Below are 14,727 nucleotides of genomic sequence, written 5' to 3' on the forward strand. Positions count from 1 at the left end.
AAGAGAGGTTTGGAGATACCGCGTTAAAACTCATCAGGCCGGCGCCGGGGCAGCCAGCGACGGCCTGCCTTCTCATCAGAAGTTGTAGCGAACCGACAGACGCACCGTGCGTGCGGTGATCGAGCGGGCTGCAGCACGGTCGGTGTTGATCTCGGTGTAGCCCAGCGTGTTGAACAGGTTGTTCACGCCCAGCATCACCGTGGTGGCCGCGTTCACGTCGTACTTGGCAAAGGCGTTCACATAGGTGTAGCCCGGCAGCGTGGCCTGCAACGCTGTGGTCTGGCCATCCAGCGAAGAGGTGGTTCCGATGATGGAGGCCCCGACGGTGGCCGCACCAAAGCGGTAGCTTGGTGCCAACTGGAAGATCACCTTGGCCTGACGGTTCGGGGTCAGACCCGCATAACCGGCAATGTTGGAGTCGGTCACCTTGGCATTGGTCACGGTCAGGCCGCCGTTCAGACGGAAGTTGCCGGCCTTGTAGCTGGCTTCCAGTTCCACACCCTTGGCGTCGTACTTGTTGGCCGAGGAAACGCCCGTGGTCACGTCGTAGTTCGTCTCGTCGGTCTTGGCCTGGAACAAGGTCACAAAGGTGGTCACCGGACCATTGCGCCACTTCAATCCGCCTTCGTACTGGGTGACGGTGTTGGGGGTCTGGTTGCCGTTTTGCAGGCAGTTGTTGCCGCAGGCCCCGCCGTAGGCCAGGATGCGATCGCTGGGCAGGGCGCCGCCTTTGCTGATGCGGGCAAACAGGGCGGTGTCCTTGCTCAGGCTGTAGTTGGCACCCACCGAGTACGAGTTGAGATCGGAGTGGTAGCCGATGCCCAGGCCGCCCTTGGAGCCACTGTCAGCCCAGCTGCCAGTCACCTTCTGGCGATCGAAGCGCACGCTGGCGTCAATGTTCAGCGGGCCGCTTTCATAGCCCAGCGCGGCGTAAGGTGCGAGGCTGTTGAAAGTCTCGTTCACGTTGCGCTGATACCAACTGCTGTAGGGGCCATAGGTGCTGTTGCCATTGACTGGCAGGCTCGCGTTGAAGCCGCCGATTTCCCAGTCCATGTTGAGCTTCTGGCTGGCCATGAAGACGCCGACCGTGCTGGTCAGTTTGGCCTTGTCGGCCATCTGGAAGGTCTTGGAGGCCTTCAGGTCGTTGACGGCCAGGCCGGCATCGTTGAAGCGTGAACCCAGGAACAGGGCCTGATAGCCGCTGGCGTTCGACGAGCTCGGATTGGTCAGGTTGTTGGTGGGGCCATAGGCGGCCGGCATGATGCCGTTGAACGAGCCGCCGTTGGACGAGATGCGGAACTTGTCGTTGAGGCGCCAGCCGCCACCCAGGTCCAGGTTCACCTCGGCGCCGAAAGCCTTGGACACGGCGCGCAGACCATCATTCATGTTGCCTGGGCCGCCGCCATACAGGCCCCAGTTGGCAATGCGGGGAAGACCTCCGGCATAGGGGGAGAAGGTGCCGGGATTGACGCCATTGAGCTGAACAATCTGACCGTTCACGATGCGCACCGGGGCATCCATGATCAGGGGCGTCTTGTCGTCCAGGAACTTGGCGTAGACCTTGATGTTGTTGCCACCGCCCAGGTCCTTGTTCAGTGCCAGTCGGATCTGGCCGCCGCCCTCCATGTTGACGCCTTGGGTGGCGCGAGGCCCTTGGCCGTCGCGTGCATAGCCACTCACGTTGAAGGTGGCGGTGTCAGAGATGCGCACACCGTAGTTCAGGTCCAGGCGGCGGCTGGTCGAGCCGCCGACATTCGTGGTGAGGCCGATCGTGCCGCCTTCGACTTCGCCTGTTTTGCTGATGAAGTTGATCACACCGCCCGGGGCGTTGGTGGCCATGGTCGAGGCCGAGCCACCGCGCACCACTTCGACGCCTTCCGTGCCCATGTCGGCGCGCATGTACACGTCGGGCGTCAGAAAGTTGTAGTCACCGTTCAGCAGAACGGGCAGGCCATCCTCCTGGAACTGCACATAGCGCGAGCCGCCAGCTGAAATCGGCAGGCCGCGCACGGTCACATTGGCATTGCCTTCGCCACTGCTGGCTTCAGCGCGGATGCCCGGGATGGAACGCAGGATTTCGGCCGAGCTGGCGGGCATCGCGTCCTGGATCTGGTCGCCGTCCATCGAACTGACGGACAAGCTTTGCTTCATCTTGGAGCGTGCTTCCGGGGTGGCAGTGATCACCATCTCGTCCAGATTCAGGCCAGAGCCAGCCGTGGCGGGCTGGGCGTTCTGGGCCCATGCGGCGCCGAGTTGCAGGACCGCGATCGAGGCGGCGATCGCCACCTTGGTGGGAACGATGGCTGGGTGCTTCTTTTTCACAAAAGTCTCCTTCTACGTTTCATGAGTGAGCCGAAACCTCGCTGCAAGCCCGGTTGTCGGCTGGGGTGACTCTCGGCACACAAGGCATGCCTACCGCGAGTGATCGCATTGTGTTGGATCATGCAAACGATTGCAAAGATGGTTTTATCATTTAAATCAAATTGGCATGAAGCCGTTATTGAAAATGAGGCTGCCAAGGTGCCTTGCTTCCTCTGTAGTAGGTTGAAAATTAAGTGATTTCCCTAGTGTATCTGGCTTGCAACAGAGGGGATTCACTTCGAAAGAGCTTGTGCAAGTGTGTCTAGGGTTATCACTAGTATTGATTTTTTTGGCACAAACTACGATTGCAAACGTTTGCACGATGAATCAATTCGCGTGCTGTTGAGAAGTCCAAACCAGAGGAGACCCTGTTTGATGAATGACTACGCCAGTCGGCAACGCACCCCTCGCAAGCACGTCGTCGGCTTGTGCCTGGTGCTGGTGCTGCATGCGTTGATCTTTTGGGCGATCAATTCGGGCCTGGCCCGCAAGTTCGTCAAAGTGATCAAGGGGCCCGTTGAGGCCCAGTTGCTGGAGGAGGCCAAGCCCGACATTCCGCCGCCGCCACCGCCGCCTCCACCCAAGAACGCACCGCCACCGCCACCGCCGGCCTATGTGCCGCCTGCGGCCGTGGTGAGCAACGCGCCGGCGGCCGCCAATGCGATTGCTGCGGTGTCGAACACGCCTCAGCCCCCCGCGCCACCACCACCGCCGCCGCCACCACCGGCACCTCCCGCGCCACCGCCACCGCCTGCGGCGCCTGTGCGCACCGCCGCTGTGATCAGCGCTCAGAACTGCGAGAAGCCTGCTTATCCCGCCGCGTCGCGCCGGGCCGAAGAAGAGGGCACGGTGCAGCTGCGTTTCCTGGTTGACGTGGATGGTCGCGTCGTGGATTCGCAGGTCGAAAGCACCTCGGGCTTCAAACGCCTGGATGAGGCGGCCCGGCTGGCCCTGGCGCGCTGCCAGTTCAAGCCGGCGAGCACCGATGGCAAGCCCGAACAGAGCTGGGCCAGCATGAAGTACACGTGGCGTCTGGAATGAGCCGGCTGGCCACCCTGATCGCCACAGAAAACAAACGACATCATTTTTCGAGGAGTTCTTCCACCATGTTCAAAATCATCAAGTCCATCGCTGTGATCTGCGGCCTGAGTGCCAGCCTGTGGCTGGGCCAAGGCGCTGTCTGGGCGGCCGACGCGGCTGCCCCCGCAGAAACGACAGCCACCCAGGTGGCATCGGTACCGGCACCGGCCGGCGCGGCCGCCGAAGCCAGCACCGACAACCCCTATGGCCTGGGGGCCCTGTGGGCCCAGGGCGATGCCGTGGCCAAGGGCACGCTGTTGATCCTGGTGCTCATGAGCATGGGCAGCTGGTACGTGATCGTCACCAAGTTCTTCGAGCAGAACCGCAACGCCGGCTTTGCCCGCAAGGCGCAAGACAACTTCTGGACCAAGGGCTCGGTGCGCGAGGGCACCGACGAACTGCACGCCGACAGCCCCTACCGCTTCATTGCCGAGAAAGGCCTGGAAGGTGCCAGCAAGCACGAGGGCATGCTCGGGGCGGTCGACTTCAACACCTGGGTCACGATGAGCATCCAGCGCGCCATTGGCAATGTGCAAAGCCGCATGCAGGACGGCCTGGCCGTGCTGGCCACCGTGGGGTCCACCGGTCCGTTCGTTGGGCTGTTCGGCACGGTCTGGGGCATTTACAACGCGCTGGTCAAAATCGGCATGTCGGGTCAGGCCAGCATCGACAAGGTGGCGGGCCCGGTGGGTGAATCCCTGATCATGACGGCGATCGGCCTGGCGGTCGCTGTGCCTGCCGTGCTGGGCTACAACTGGTTGGTGCGCCGCAACAAGTCGGCCATGGAAGACATCAACGCCTTTGGCAACGACCTGCACTCGGTGCTGCTGGCCACTGCCAAGAAGTGAATCCCATTGACATCAGAGCCGCTTCGGCGGCGCGCAGGAGACCCCAACCATGGCCATGAATGTCGGTGCCGACTCGGGCGAAGACGAAGTCCTCAGCCAGATCAATACCACGCCGCTGGTGGATGTCATGCTGGTGTTGCTGATCATTTTCCTGATCACGATCCCGGTGGTGACCACCTCGGTCAAGGTGGATCTGCCCAAAGAGAAAAACGTGGTGCGCGAGACCAAGCCCGAGAACGTGATCATCTCGGTGGATGCCTCAGGCCATATTTTTCTGTACGACACGCCCATCAAGAACTCCACCGACCTGCTGGACCGCATGAAGACCTTCGCCGTCAAGGTGCCTCAGCCTGAAGTCCAGATCCGGGGTGACGCGCGCAGCGACTTCGAGTCGGTGGGCCGGGTCATGTATGCGGTGCAGCGTGCGGGCATCACCAAGGTGGGCTTCATCACCGAGCCCGCCTCCAACTGAGCCCGGGCTCCGTTTCAAAGACAAGGATTCATCATGGGAATGAACATAGGTAGCGGGGGCGGCAACAGCGAACCCGAGGTGATGATGGACATCAACACCACGCCCCTGATCGATGTGATGCTGGTGCTGCTGATCATGCTGATCATCACCATTCCGGCACAACTGCACTCGGTCAACCTCGACATGCCGGTGTCCACGCCACCCACCAAGAAGGTGGATCCGGTGGTGGTGCACATCGACATCGACAAGCAAAGTGTCATCCACTGGAATGGCGCTGCGCTGAGCAACCGGGCTGAGCTGGAAGCGCATCTGGGCGAGGCGGCGCGACTGCAGCCTCAGCCAGAAATCCACATCCGTTCGGATGCCAAGGCCAAGTACGAGGCGGTGGCCGCGGTGATGGCCAATGCCCAGCGCATCGGTTTGACCAAGCTGGGCATTGTTGGCTCAGAACAGTTCGTCAACTGAGCGTCAACTGAGTTTCTCCAAGGTAGTGACTTGCCCCGCGCTTTCGGGCGCGGGGTCTTTTTTGACTGATTTTGGATCGATGTCCCTTGTCATGACTTCCACCGCTTTTCCCTTGCCCGGCTCGGGCCGCTTCATGCCCGTGGTGTTGGCCGCTCTCCTCTGGGTGACCACCGCCCAGGCCGACGATGCACTGCGCCGTGAGGTGGCCCAGCCGCTGCAGGCGGCCCAGGACGTGTTGAAGGCGCGCCACCCCGAAGAGGCCCTGGCCTTGCTGGCGCCTGTGCGTGCGCGCACCGATTTGACGGACGCCGAGCGGGCGCTGCTGGACCGCACGACCGCCGCGGCGGCCATGCAGGCGCGCCAGTTTGCGCTGGCCGTGCCGGCCTTCGAAGCGCTGCTGCAACGACCCGACCTGCCCGAGGCTGATCGCCGTGCTTTGGTGCAGTCCCTGGTCAACGCCAGCATCAACCTCAAGGATTACACCCGGGCAGCCCGTTGGGCCCAGGCTGGTTGGCAGGCCGGCGGGCCCGAGGCGGCCCGATTCCGCCAGGTCAGGCTGCAGTCGCTGGGCATGCTGGGCCAGCATGCCGCGGTTCTGGCCGAAGCCCGGCAGGCCCAGTCTGACGCCGGCAGCCCCCCTTTGAATGAGGCCGAGTGGCGTGCCCTGGGGGCCAGCCAGCTCAAGCTCAAGGATGAAGCCGGTTACTTTCAGACCTTGCGCCAGTTGCTGCGCCAATCGGCCACGCTGGAGGCCAGCCGTGATTACTGGTCCGACCTGTTGCCCAGGGTGACCCAGCAGCCTGGCTTCAACAGTCGCCTTGAGTTGGATGTCTACCGCCTGTATGAGGCCACGGGCAACCTGGAAGACGCGGCGGAATTCAGCAGCTTTGCCAGCCTGGCGATCAAGGCCGGCTTGCCGGCCGAGGCGAGCCGCGTGCTGGCCATGGGCGTTGAACGGCGGGTTCTGACGGATGCACCTGCTCAGGCGTCATTGGCACAGGCCCGCAAGCGCGCTGCGGAGGATGAGCAAGCCCTGGCAGCACTGCGCGAGGCCGCGCGCCAGGGCAACGATTGGGCGCAACTGGGCGACCTGCTCGGCTCGGCACAACAGTGGCCCCAGGCTGCCGAGGCCTATGAAAAAGCACTGGGCCTGGGGGAGCTTCGCCGGCCTGAGGAAGTGCGCTTACACTACGGCCGCAGTCTCATCGGGGCAGGCCGCAAAGCACAAGCACGTGAGGTGCTGGGGGCGGTTGGCGGTGATGCCCTGCTGGTCGCTCAACTATGGCTTCTGTATGCGCAGCAGACCCCCTGATGCATCCACTTGCCCTGGTTTTCAGGCTGGGTCCGAATCGACCTGCACCGCTGTTCAATCCCTTGAGCCGACATGACACGACCTGACTCCGATAAGCGACGCGTCCAGATGATGGACATCGCCCGCCTGGCGGGCGTGTCCGCCTCCACCGTGTCGCGCGCGCTCAATGGCAGTGCGCTGATCAACCCCGAGACCCGCCAACGGATCACCGAACTGGCACGCTCGTTGAACTATTCGATCAACGTTGGAGCCAAGAACCTGCGCCTGGGCGAGAACCGCACCATCGGTGTGGTGATTCCATTCGACCGCAAAACCCGTCAGCATGTGTCGGATCCGTTTTTTCTGGGCATGTTGGGTAGCCTGGCCGACGCCTTGACCGACCACGGGTACGACCTGCTGTTGTCGCGCGTCGACTCAGAGCACCTGGACGACCTGGCCGGCCTGTACGACACCGGTCGAGCGCGTGGCATCGTGGTCATCGGCCAGTGGGGCCACCATGATCAACTCAATGCGCTGGCGGTGCGCCAGGTGCCTTTTGTGGTCTGGGGGGCGCAATTGCCGAGGCAACTCTATTGCAGCGTGGGCACCGACAACTTCTCGGGCGGGCGCATGGCCACCGAGCACCTGCTGGGTCTGGGGCGACGCCACATCGCCTTCATGGGGGACGTGGCGTTTCCTGAGGCCGAGCAGCGCTTTGAGGGTTACCTTCAGGCCCACCGTGACCGTGGCCTGACCCCCGATCCGGCGCTGCGCATCGTGGCGCCTTTCACGGCCGTCGAGGCCCAGCAGGCCATGCGTGAGTTTTTGGCCCGAGGCGTGGGTCTTGATGCGCTGTTTGCGGCCAGTGACCTGATCGCCATGAACGCCATGGGCGTGCTGCTGGCGCAGGGCCTGGACGTTCCCCGCGATGTCAGCGTGGTGGGCTACGACGACATCGAGGCCGCCGCGCATTGCCACCCCTCCCTGACCACCGTGCGCCAGCCCATCGAGCTGGCCGGCACCGAGATGGTGGATTGCCTGCTCCGACTCACCGCAGGCGAGCGGCCAGAGCCCCGCATTCTGGCGGCCACGCTGCAGGTGCGGGGCTCGACCTGCCCGCGCTGATGCCAGATCCCTTTTGATTTCAACAGGCGCCGCCTTGGCGTTGATGGCCATGTCCGATTTTTCTGCCGCTCAGGTGGCCATTGCTGGCGAAGCCCTGATTGATCTGATCGCACGCGCCGATGGCGCTTTTGAACCCTGTCTTGGGGGGGCGGTCTATAACCTGAGCCGGGCCATCAGCCGCCAGGGCGTCAGCACCACCTACTTGAACCCCTTTGCCCGCGATCGCTTCGGGCGGGCGCTGGCGAGTCAGATACAAGCCGATGGCGTGCATCTGGCCCATCCGCAGCCGGTGACTCAGGCGACCTCGCTGGCCGTGGTGTCGCTGAACGAGCACGGTCATCCCGACTACGCGTTCTACCGCGAGGGCGTGGCCGATCGCCAGGTCAGTGCAGAGGGCTTGAACGCAGACTGCGCCGCCTTGCCAGGCTTGCAATGCGTTTGCACAGGGGGGCTGGCACTGGACGCACGCGATGCCTCGGTCTATCTGCCCTGGCTGATGGCGCAGCAGGCCGCCGGCCGGTGCGTGGCCGTGGATGCCAATCTGCGCCCCTCCGTGATGCCCGATCTGGCGGCCTACCAGGCCCATGTCCTGCAGGTGCTGGCTCAGGCCGATCTGGTCAAGGTGAGTGACGAGGACCTGGCCCACCTGCAGGTGCCCGGCGCCACCCCCATGTTGCAAGCCGAGGCCCTGATGGGGCGCTTGAACACCGCGTGGCTGGCCCTGACGCTGGGCGCACAGGGGGCCTGGCTGCTGGCGCGTGATGGCCGGCGCTGGTTTGCATGCGAAGGCGCAGCGCTCGAAGTGATCGACACCGTGGGGGCCGGGGACAGCTTTTTCGCCGGCCTGTTGAGCAGCCTTTTGCGCCATGGCCCGGGCTGGGCGGATTCAGCAGGCTTGAGTGACAGCGCCGCAGCACAGGCGCTGCAGCACGCGCTGGCCTGCGCCAGTCTTTGTGTGCAGCAGCGCGGCTGCGTGCCCCCGAGTTGGCAACAGGCTCAGGCCTGGGCCCAGTCACATCCCGCTGTGACGGTGCCGCGCTGAACCGGCCTGCCAAAGCGCCGTTCAGCGCAGGTTGTCCAGCGCGTTGGCCGCCCCCTGCAGGGCGGGTGACACCTGGCTGGTGATCACCCAGGTCGGCACCTGGCTCAGATACGCGCTGAAACGGCCCTTGGCCTCGAAGCGGCGGCGGAAATCAGAGGCCGCAAAGAAATCCAGCAGGCGCGGCACGATGCCCCCGCCGATGTAAACCCCCCCACGGGCCCCCAGGGTGAGGGCCAGATCGCCCGCCACATCGCCGAGAAAGCGGCAGAACAGCTGCAGCGTCTGCTCAGCGGCCGAGCCGGGTTCGCGCAGGCCGGCCTCGATGATCTGTGGGGCCCCGGCGCTGTCGTCGGCGGGCAGGCCCTGCACCTGGCGCAGGGCCTGGTACAGCTCGGGCAGGCCTGTGCCCGACACTACGCGTTCGGCCGACACATGACCGTGGCGCTGGCGCAGCACCTCGATCACCGCAAACTCCTGGGCGTTCATGGCGCACACGCTCACGTGGCCCCCTTCGCCCGCCACCGGGGCCCAGGGGCCCTGAGGGCCGGCCGGGACCAGCCCCGACACCCCCAGGCCTGTGCCCGGGCCGATCAAGGCCACGGCGGCACCCGTGGCCGCCGTGCCGCCGCCCACGGCGCGCAGGTCGTCGGCTGGCAGGCTGTGCAATGACAAGGCGAGGGCCGTGAAATCGTTCAACAACAGCAGGCGCGACAGACCCAGGCCGGCGCGCAAGGCCTCCACAGAGAACGCCCAGTGGTGGTTGGTCATGCGCACGGCGTCGCCATTGACCGGGTTGGCAATGCCAAAGGCCGCGCGGGCGGGCTGTGCCAGCTGCTGTGTGCTCAGGTAGTGCTGCACTGCGGCCAGCAGGCTGGGGTGTTCGGCACAGGGCACGACTTGCACCTGAGTGATCGGGCTGCCGGCCTGGTGCTGCCAACCGAAACGGGCATTGGTGCCGCCAATGTCGCCCAGCAGGCGTGGAAACTCGGGGGGCGGCGTGGTGGTTTCGGGGGCGCGGGCTTCGTACATGGGGCTTGCAGCTGGGCAGGTAGCGAGAGGGGTTGAAGAATAGCCTCGGCGAGGCTTTGTAATTTTATTACGTCTTCGAGGGTGGCTGTGTAACTTGTTGGCAGGGCTGGCCTGGCGGCGGCGCCTTGCCGGCGAAGTCCCTGAGCCTGCCGCCCGTACATCGTGCGTGATAGAGTCCGCCCAAACAACAAAGATCCGGTCCCCGGCAGATCAACCCGCGGCCAACAGGCGTTTCGCTCGGCGCCTGCCGCATTGGAGACAAAAAGATGCAAAAACGTCAATTTTTTCAGCGTGTCGCGCTGTCAGCACTGGCCCTGGCGGCTGCCCAGGCCGGCACGGCGCTGGCGCAGGACGCCGGCAAATTCAAGATCGGCCTGATCCTGCCCATGACGGGCCAGTCGGCTTCCACCGGGCGTCAGATCGAGGCGGCAGCCCGGCTTTACATGGCGCAGAACGGCGACACCGTGGCCGGCCGCAAGGTCGAGCTGATCGTGAAGGACGACACCGGCCTGCCCGACGTGACCAAGCGCATCGCCCAGGAGTTGGTCGTCAATGAAAAGGTCAATGTGCTGGGCGGCTTCGGTCTGACCCCGCTGGCCCTGGCCACGGCGCCGATTGCCAGCCAATCCAAGACCCCGATGGTGGTCATGGCAGCGGCCACCTCCAGCATCACCCAAGCCTCGCCCTTCATCGTGCGCTCCAGCTTCACGCTGCCGCAGGTGACGGTGTCGATGGCCGACTGGGCGCCCAAGAACGGCATCAAGAAGGTGGTCACCCTGGTGTCCGACTACGGTCCGGGCATCGATGCCGAGAAGTTCTTCAAAGAGCGCTTCACCTTCAACGGTGGCCAGGTGGTGGATGCGCTGCGCGTGCCCCTGCGCAACCCCGACTTCGCGCCCTTCCTGCAGAAAGTGCGTGATGAAAAGCCCGATGCGCTGTTTGTCTTCGTGCCCTCGGGCGCTGGTGCGGCGGTGATGAAGCAGTTTCTGGAGCGCGGCATGGACAAGGCCGGCATCCGCCTGATTGCCACCGGCGACGTGACCGATGACGATCAGCTCAACGACATGGGTGACGGCGCCCTGGGCGTGGTCACCTCGCACCACTATTCGACCGATCACAACTCGCCGGTCAACAAGAAGTTTGTCGAGGCCTTCCAGAAAGCCAATCCCTCGATGCGCCCCAACTTCATGGCGGTGGGGGGCTACGACGGCATGCGTGTGATCTACGAGGCCCTCAAGGCCACCCAGGGCAAGGGCGATGGCACGGCGCTGCTGGGCGCCATGAAAGGCCAGATCTTCGAAAGCCCGCGCGGCCAGGTCTTCATCGACGCGCAGACGCGCGACATCGTGCAGAACGTGTACCTGCGCAAGGTCGAGAAAAAGAACGGCCAGCTCTACAACGTCGAGTTCGATGTGATCAAGGACGTGAAAGACCCGGGCAAGGCGCGCTGAGCGCCCGCCTCGGCACCATGGCCCCGTCCTGCGGACAGGCGGGGCTTTTGACTGACCACTGACGACCACTTGGGGGAAGCGCCGCCGTGTTGACGATTCTTTTTGACGGCGTGGCCTACGGCATGCTGCTGTTTGTGCTGGCCGTGGGCCTGGCCGTGACGCTGGGTCTGATGAACTTCATCAACCTGGCCCATGGGGCCTTCGCCATGGCCGGCGGCTACATCACGGTGATGGCCATGCAGCGCCTGGGCCTGCCGTTTCTGGCCTGCCTGCCGCTGGCCTTTGTGGGCGCCGGGTTGATGGGGGCCTTGCTGGAACGCACGCTGTACCGGCCCATGTACAGCAAGCCCCACCTGGACCAGGTGTTGTTCTCCATTGGCCTGGCCTTCATGGCGGTGGCCGGGGTGGACTACTTTGCCGGCTCCAGCCAGCAGAACGTCCAACTGCCCGAGTGGCTGCGTGGCCGCACCGAATGGGGCGATGGCCTGCTGCAACTGGGCATGGGCCATTACCGCCTGTTCATCATTGCCGTGTGTGCGGCGCTCACGGTGGTGTTGCAGCTGGTGCTCACGCGCACCCGCTTTGGCAGCCGGCTGCGCGCCGCGGTGGACGACCCACGCGTGGCCGCCGGCCTGGGCATCAATGTGAACCAGATCTTTCTGCTCACCTTTGCCGTGGGTTCGGGCCTGGCGGGCCTCGGCGGCGCGCTGGGGGCCGAGGTGCTGGGGCTGGACCCGACCTTCCCGCTCAAGTACATGATCTATTTTCTGATCGTGGTCTCGGTGGGGGGCACCTCGTCGATCACCGGCCCCTTGCTGGCCGCGCTGCTGCTGGGCGTGGCCGATGTGGCGGGCAAGTACTTCATTCCCAAACTGGGCGCCTTCATCGTCTACACGCTCATGATCATGATTCTTCTGTGGCGCCCGCAGGGGCTGTTCACCCGCCGGGGGGGCCGCTGATGCACCGCCCGAACACGGCTTCTGACATGCAGGCGACCCTGCTGCGCCGCTCGCGACCCCGGGCCTGGGAGTTCGTGGTCTGGGCCGCCGCCCTGGCCGCGCCGGCCGTGCTGCCCTCGCACGCGTTGATGATCAACGAGATCGCCATCGTGGCCTTGTTTGCCATGTCGCTGGACCTGATCCTGGGCTACACCGGCATTGTTTCGCTGGGCCATGCGGCTTTCTTCGGCTTTGGCGCCTATTCGGCCGCCTTGTTTGCCAAGCTGGTCATGCCCGACCCCACGCTGGGCCTGCTGGTGGCCGCCGTGCTGTGCACGGCGCTGGGGGCGCTGTGCAGTGTCACCATTCTGCGTGGCACCGACCTGACCCGGCTGATGGTGACCCTGGGCACCGCGCTGATTTTGCTGGAGTTGGCCAACAAGCTTGATTGGTTGACCGGTGGCGCGGATGGCTTGCAGGGCGTGACCATGGGCCCGGTGCTGGGCTACTTCGAGTTTGATCTGATGGGGCAGGTGGCGGCCTGGTACTCGCTGGGCGTGGCCTTGCTCTTGTTCGTGCTGATGCGCCGCCTGGTGCATTCCCCCTTTGGGGCCACGCTGATGGCGATCCGTGACAACCGCCTGCGCGCCATGGCCATCGGCATCCCGGTGGTGCAGCGCCTGGTGCTGGTCTATGCCGTGGCGGCTGGCGTGGCCGGCGTGGCCGGGGCCCTGCTGGCGCAGACCACGGGCTTTGCCTCGCTCGATGTGCTGGCTTTCGACCGATCGGCCGATGTGCTGTTGATGCTGGTCATTGGCGGGGTGGGGTGGTTGTATGGCGGGGTCGTCGGGGCCATCGTCTTCAAACTGCTGCAGGACAGCCTCTCGGCCATCACGCCGCAGTACTGGATGTTCTGGATCGGCCTGCTGCTGGTCTTGCTGGTGCTGGTGGGGCGTGAGCGGCTGCTGCGCCCCTGGACCTGGTTCGCCCGTGGCCGTGCGCAAGGGGGCCCGCGATGAGCGCTGCCTACTACGAAGCCATTGCCGAGACCACTCGGCCAGAGGCCCCGGTGGTGCTGGAGACGCGCTCTCTGGTGATGCGTTTTGGCGGCATCACCGCCACCAACCAGGTGTCGCTGCAACTGCGCCAGGGGGCCCGTCATGCGCTGATCGGCCCCAATGGGGCCGGCAAGACCACCTTGATCAACCAGCTCACCGGCGTGCTGGCCCCTTCCGAGGGCAGTGTGTGGCTGGATGGCCAGGACATCACCACCCTGGCGCCGCACCTTCGGGTGCAGCGCGGCCTGGTGCGCACCTTCCAGATCAACCAGTTGTTCGACAGCATGAGCCCGCTGCAGACGCTGAGCCTGGTGGTGTCACAGCAGCGCGGCCAGGGCGGCCGCTGGTGGCAGGCCCTGGGCCGCGACCGTGGTGTGGTGGAGCGCGCCGAGCAGTTGCTGGTGCAGTTCCACCTGGCCGATGTGGCGCATCAACCCACGCGGGTGCTGGCCTACGGCAAACGCCGCCTGCTGGAGATGGCGATTGCCCTGGCCTGCGAGCCCCGCGTGCTGCTGCTGGACGAGCCCGTGGCCGGCGTGCCGGCGGGTGAACGTGACGAACTGCTGCAGACCGTGGCAGCGCTGCCGGCCGATGTGTCGGTGCTGCTGATCGAGCACGACATGGACCTGGTGTTCAGCTTTGCCCGCCGCATGACGGTGCTGGTCAATGGCACGGTGCTGACCGAGGGTGAGCCCGAGGTGATTGCAAACGATCCCCAGGTCAAGGCGGTGTACCTGGGCCACGGAGACGCCCATGGCTGAGTTGCTGAACGTCGAGAACCTGAGCGCTGGTTACGGCGAGGCCGTGGTGTTGCACGAGGTGTCGCTGCGCCTGGACGAGGGCCAGACCCTGGCCCTGCTGGGGCGCAACGGCACCGGCAAGACCACCTTCATGAACACCCTGGCGGGCGCCACGCGTCAGCATGCGGGCCGCATCAGCCTGGGCGGCCAGGCCCTGAACCGCCTCAAGCCCCACGAACGGGCCGCCGCTGGCATCGGCTGGGTGCCGCAAGAGCGCAACATCTTCAAGTCGCTCACGGTGCATGAGAACCTCACGGCCGTGGCCCGGCCCGGCCCCTGGACGCCCGAGCGGGCCTACCAGATGTTTCCGCGTCTGGCCGAGCGTCAGGGCAACCTGGGTACCCAGCTCTCGGGTGGCGAGCAGCAGATGCTGGCCGTGGCCCGTGCCCTGGTGCTGAACCCGCGGCTGCTGTTGCTTGACGAGCCGCTGGAGGGCCTGGCCCCCATCATCGTGGAAGAGTTGTTGCGGGCCCTCCGGGCCATCACCCGCGACGAAGGGCTGAGCGCCATCATCGTCGAGCAGCACCCGCAGGCCATCCTGGCGATCTCCGATGTGGCGGTGGTGCTGGACCACGGCACGGTGGTGCACCGCGACAGCGCCCAGGCCTTGAGCGAGCGGCCCGATTTGCTGGATCAACTGCTGGGTGTGGCGCGTCGCTGACATGGGGGGCGTTGAAAGCGGCCGTTTTCCACACCTGACGGCCGACAGTCGGTGCTTTTCGGCTGACGGGTCGTATCATCGCCGCAGCGTTTCAACCGAGGGTTTT

The 14,727-nt window shown here is 64.9% G+C and carries 14 protein-coding genes; 12 read left to right on the forward strand and 2 right to left on the reverse strand.

What is annotated here, in order from left to right; translation table 11 throughout:
• Positions 1-75: 75 nt before the first annotated feature.
• Positions 76-2,322 carry a TonB-dependent receptor gene (locus AC07PT_RS08430; protein WP_494656404.1) on the reverse strand — a complete coding sequence of 749 codons (2,247 nt, stop codon included), beginning with the start codon at positions 2,320-2,322 and terminating at the stop codon, positions 76-78.
• A 414-nt stretch (positions 2,323-2,736) separates the two neighbouring features.
• Here AC07PT_RS08430 and AC07PT_RS08435 point away from each other — a divergent pair, with 414 nt between their 5' ends.
• From AC07PT_RS08435 to AC07PT_RS08465, 7 genes are all read left to right on the forward strand, one after another.
• Entirely contained in the window at positions 2,737-3,402 is a 666-nt protein-coding gene (locus AC07PT_RS08435; protein ID WP_492346897.1) for an energy transducer TonB, read from the forward strand.
• Between the two features lie 65 nt (positions 3,403-3,467).
• Complete coding sequence (locus tag AC07PT_RS08440; protein ID WP_492346898.1) at positions 3,468-4,289, forward strand: MotA/TolQ/ExbB proton channel family protein; 822 nt, start codon at positions 3,468-3,470, stop codon at positions 4,287-4,289.
• Between the two features lie 49 nt (positions 4,290-4,338).
• Positions 4,339-4,761 (forward strand): ExbD/TolR family protein, encoded by a 423-nt coding sequence (locus tag AC07PT_RS08445; protein WP_492346899.1) that lies wholly within the window; start codon positions 4,339-4,341, stop codon positions 4,759-4,761.
• 33 nt (positions 4,762-4,794) lie between these two features.
• Entirely contained in the window at positions 4,795-5,226 is a 432-nt protein-coding gene (locus AC07PT_RS08450) for an ExbD/TolR family protein (RefSeq protein ID WP_492346900.1), read from the forward strand.
• A 91-nt stretch (positions 5,227-5,317) separates the two neighbouring features.
• On the forward strand, positions 5,318-6,538 hold the full coding sequence (locus tag AC07PT_RS08455; RefSeq protein WP_492346901.1) for a hypothetical protein: 1,221 nt from the start codon (positions 5,318-5,320) through the stop codon (positions 6,536-6,538).
• A gap of 72 nt (positions 6,539-6,610) precedes the next feature.
• Positions 6,611-7,642: a LacI family DNA-binding transcriptional regulator gene (locus AC07PT_RS08460; RefSeq protein WP_492346902.1), complete on the forward strand. Its 1,032-nt coding sequence runs from the start codon at positions 6,611-6,613 to the stop codon at positions 7,640-7,642.
• Positions 7,643-7,691: 49 nt separating this feature from the next.
• Complete coding sequence (locus AC07PT_RS08465; RefSeq protein ID WP_492346903.1) at positions 7,692-8,684, forward strand: carbohydrate kinase family protein; 993 nt, start codon at positions 7,692-7,694, stop codon at positions 8,682-8,684.
• Between the two features lie 21 nt (positions 8,685-8,705).
• Here AC07PT_RS08465 and AC07PT_RS08470 read toward each other — a convergent pair whose 3' ends face one another.
• Positions 8,706-9,713, reverse strand: coding sequence for a glucokinase (locus AC07PT_RS08470; protein WP_494656405.1), 1,008 nt, complete (start codon positions 9,711-9,713; stop codon positions 8,706-8,708).
• A gap of 266 nt (positions 9,714-9,979) precedes the next feature.
• On the opposite strand from AC07PT_RS08470, the gene AC07PT_RS08475 reads away from it, so the two are divergent.
• The 5 genes from AC07PT_RS08475 (at position 9,980) to AC07PT_RS08495 (ending at position 14,621) form a co-directional block, all read left to right on the forward strand.
• A complete protein-coding gene (locus tag AC07PT_RS08475) occupies positions 9,980-11,164 on the forward strand; it encodes an ABC transporter substrate-binding protein (RefSeq protein ID WP_492346905.1) in 1,185 nt (394 codons plus the stop codon).
• 86 nt (positions 11,165-11,250) lie between these two features.
• Positions 11,251-12,123 carry a branched-chain amino acid ABC transporter permease gene (locus AC07PT_RS08480; protein ID WP_492346906.1) on the forward strand — a complete coding sequence of 291 codons (873 nt, stop codon included), beginning with the start codon at positions 11,251-11,253 and terminating at the stop codon, positions 12,121-12,123.
• Positions 12,124-12,149: 26 nt separating this feature from the next.
• Positions 12,150-13,121 carry a branched-chain amino acid ABC transporter permease gene (locus tag AC07PT_RS08485; RefSeq protein WP_494656406.1) on the forward strand — a complete coding sequence of 324 codons (972 nt, stop codon included), beginning with the start codon at positions 12,150-12,152 and terminating at the stop codon, positions 13,119-13,121.
• A complete protein-coding gene (locus AC07PT_RS08490; protein WP_494656407.1) occupies positions 13,118-13,921 on the forward strand; it encodes an ABC transporter ATP-binding protein in 804 nt (267 codons plus the stop codon). The genes AC07PT_RS08485 and AC07PT_RS08490 overlap by 4 nt, the downstream gene beginning before the upstream one ends.
• On the forward strand, positions 13,914-14,621 hold the full coding sequence (locus AC07PT_RS08495) for an ABC transporter ATP-binding protein (RefSeq protein WP_492346909.1): 708 nt from the start codon (positions 13,914-13,916) through the stop codon (positions 14,619-14,621). Before AC07PT_RS08490 ends, AC07PT_RS08495 begins: the two co-directional genes overlap by 8 nt.
• Positions 14,622-14,727 lie beyond the last annotated feature (106 nt).

The sequence above is a fragment of the Curvibacter sp. GW821-FHT09D12 genome (genome assembly GCF_059416245.1).

Excerpts from the sequence above, each read along its gene's own strand:
- AC07PT_RS08455 (WP_492346901.1), top strand. The coding sequence starts at position 5,318 with ATGACTTCCACCGCTTTTCCCTTGCCCGGCTCGGGCCGCTTCATGCCC.
- AC07PT_RS08490 (WP_494656407.1), top strand. The coding sequence starts at position 13,118 with ATGAGCGCTGCCTACTACGAAGCCATTGCCGAGACCACTCGGCCAGAG.
- AC07PT_RS08475 (WP_492346905.1), top strand. The coding sequence starts at position 9,980 with ATGCAAAAACGTCAATTTTTTCAGCGTGTCGCGCTGTCAGCACTGGCC.
- AC07PT_RS08440 (WP_492346898.1), top strand. The coding sequence starts at position 3,468 with ATGTTCAAAATCATCAAGTCCATCGCTGTGATCTGCGGCCTGAGTGCC.
- AC07PT_RS08495 (WP_492346909.1), top strand. The coding sequence starts at position 13,914 with ATGGCTGAGTTGCTGAACGTCGAGAACCTGAGCGCTGGTTACGGCGAG.
- AC07PT_RS08465 (WP_492346903.1), top strand. The coding sequence starts at position 7,692 with ATGTCCGATTTTTCTGCCGCTCAGGTGGCCATTGCTGGCGAAGCCCTG.
- AC07PT_RS08485 (WP_494656406.1), top strand. The coding sequence starts at position 12,150 with ATGCAGGCGACCCTGCTGCGCCGCTCGCGACCCCGGGCCTGGGAGTTC.
- AC07PT_RS08435 (WP_492346897.1), top strand. The coding sequence starts at position 2,737 with ATGAATGACTACGCCAGTCGGCAACGCACCCCTCGCAAGCACGTCGTC.
- AC07PT_RS08460 (WP_492346902.1), top strand. The coding sequence starts at position 6,611 with ATGACACGACCTGACTCCGATAAGCGACGCGTCCAGATGATGGACATC.
- AC07PT_RS08450 (WP_492346900.1), top strand. The coding sequence starts at position 4,795 with ATGGGAATGAACATAGGTAGCGGGGGCGGCAACAGCGAACCCGAGGTG.
- AC07PT_RS08470 (WP_494656405.1), bottom strand. The coding sequence starts at position 9,713 with ATGTACGAAGCCCGCGCCCCCGAAACCACCACGCCGCCCCCCGAGTTT.
- AC07PT_RS08445 (WP_492346899.1), top strand. The coding sequence starts at position 4,339 with ATGGCCATGAATGTCGGTGCCGACTCGGGCGAAGACGAAGTCCTCAGC.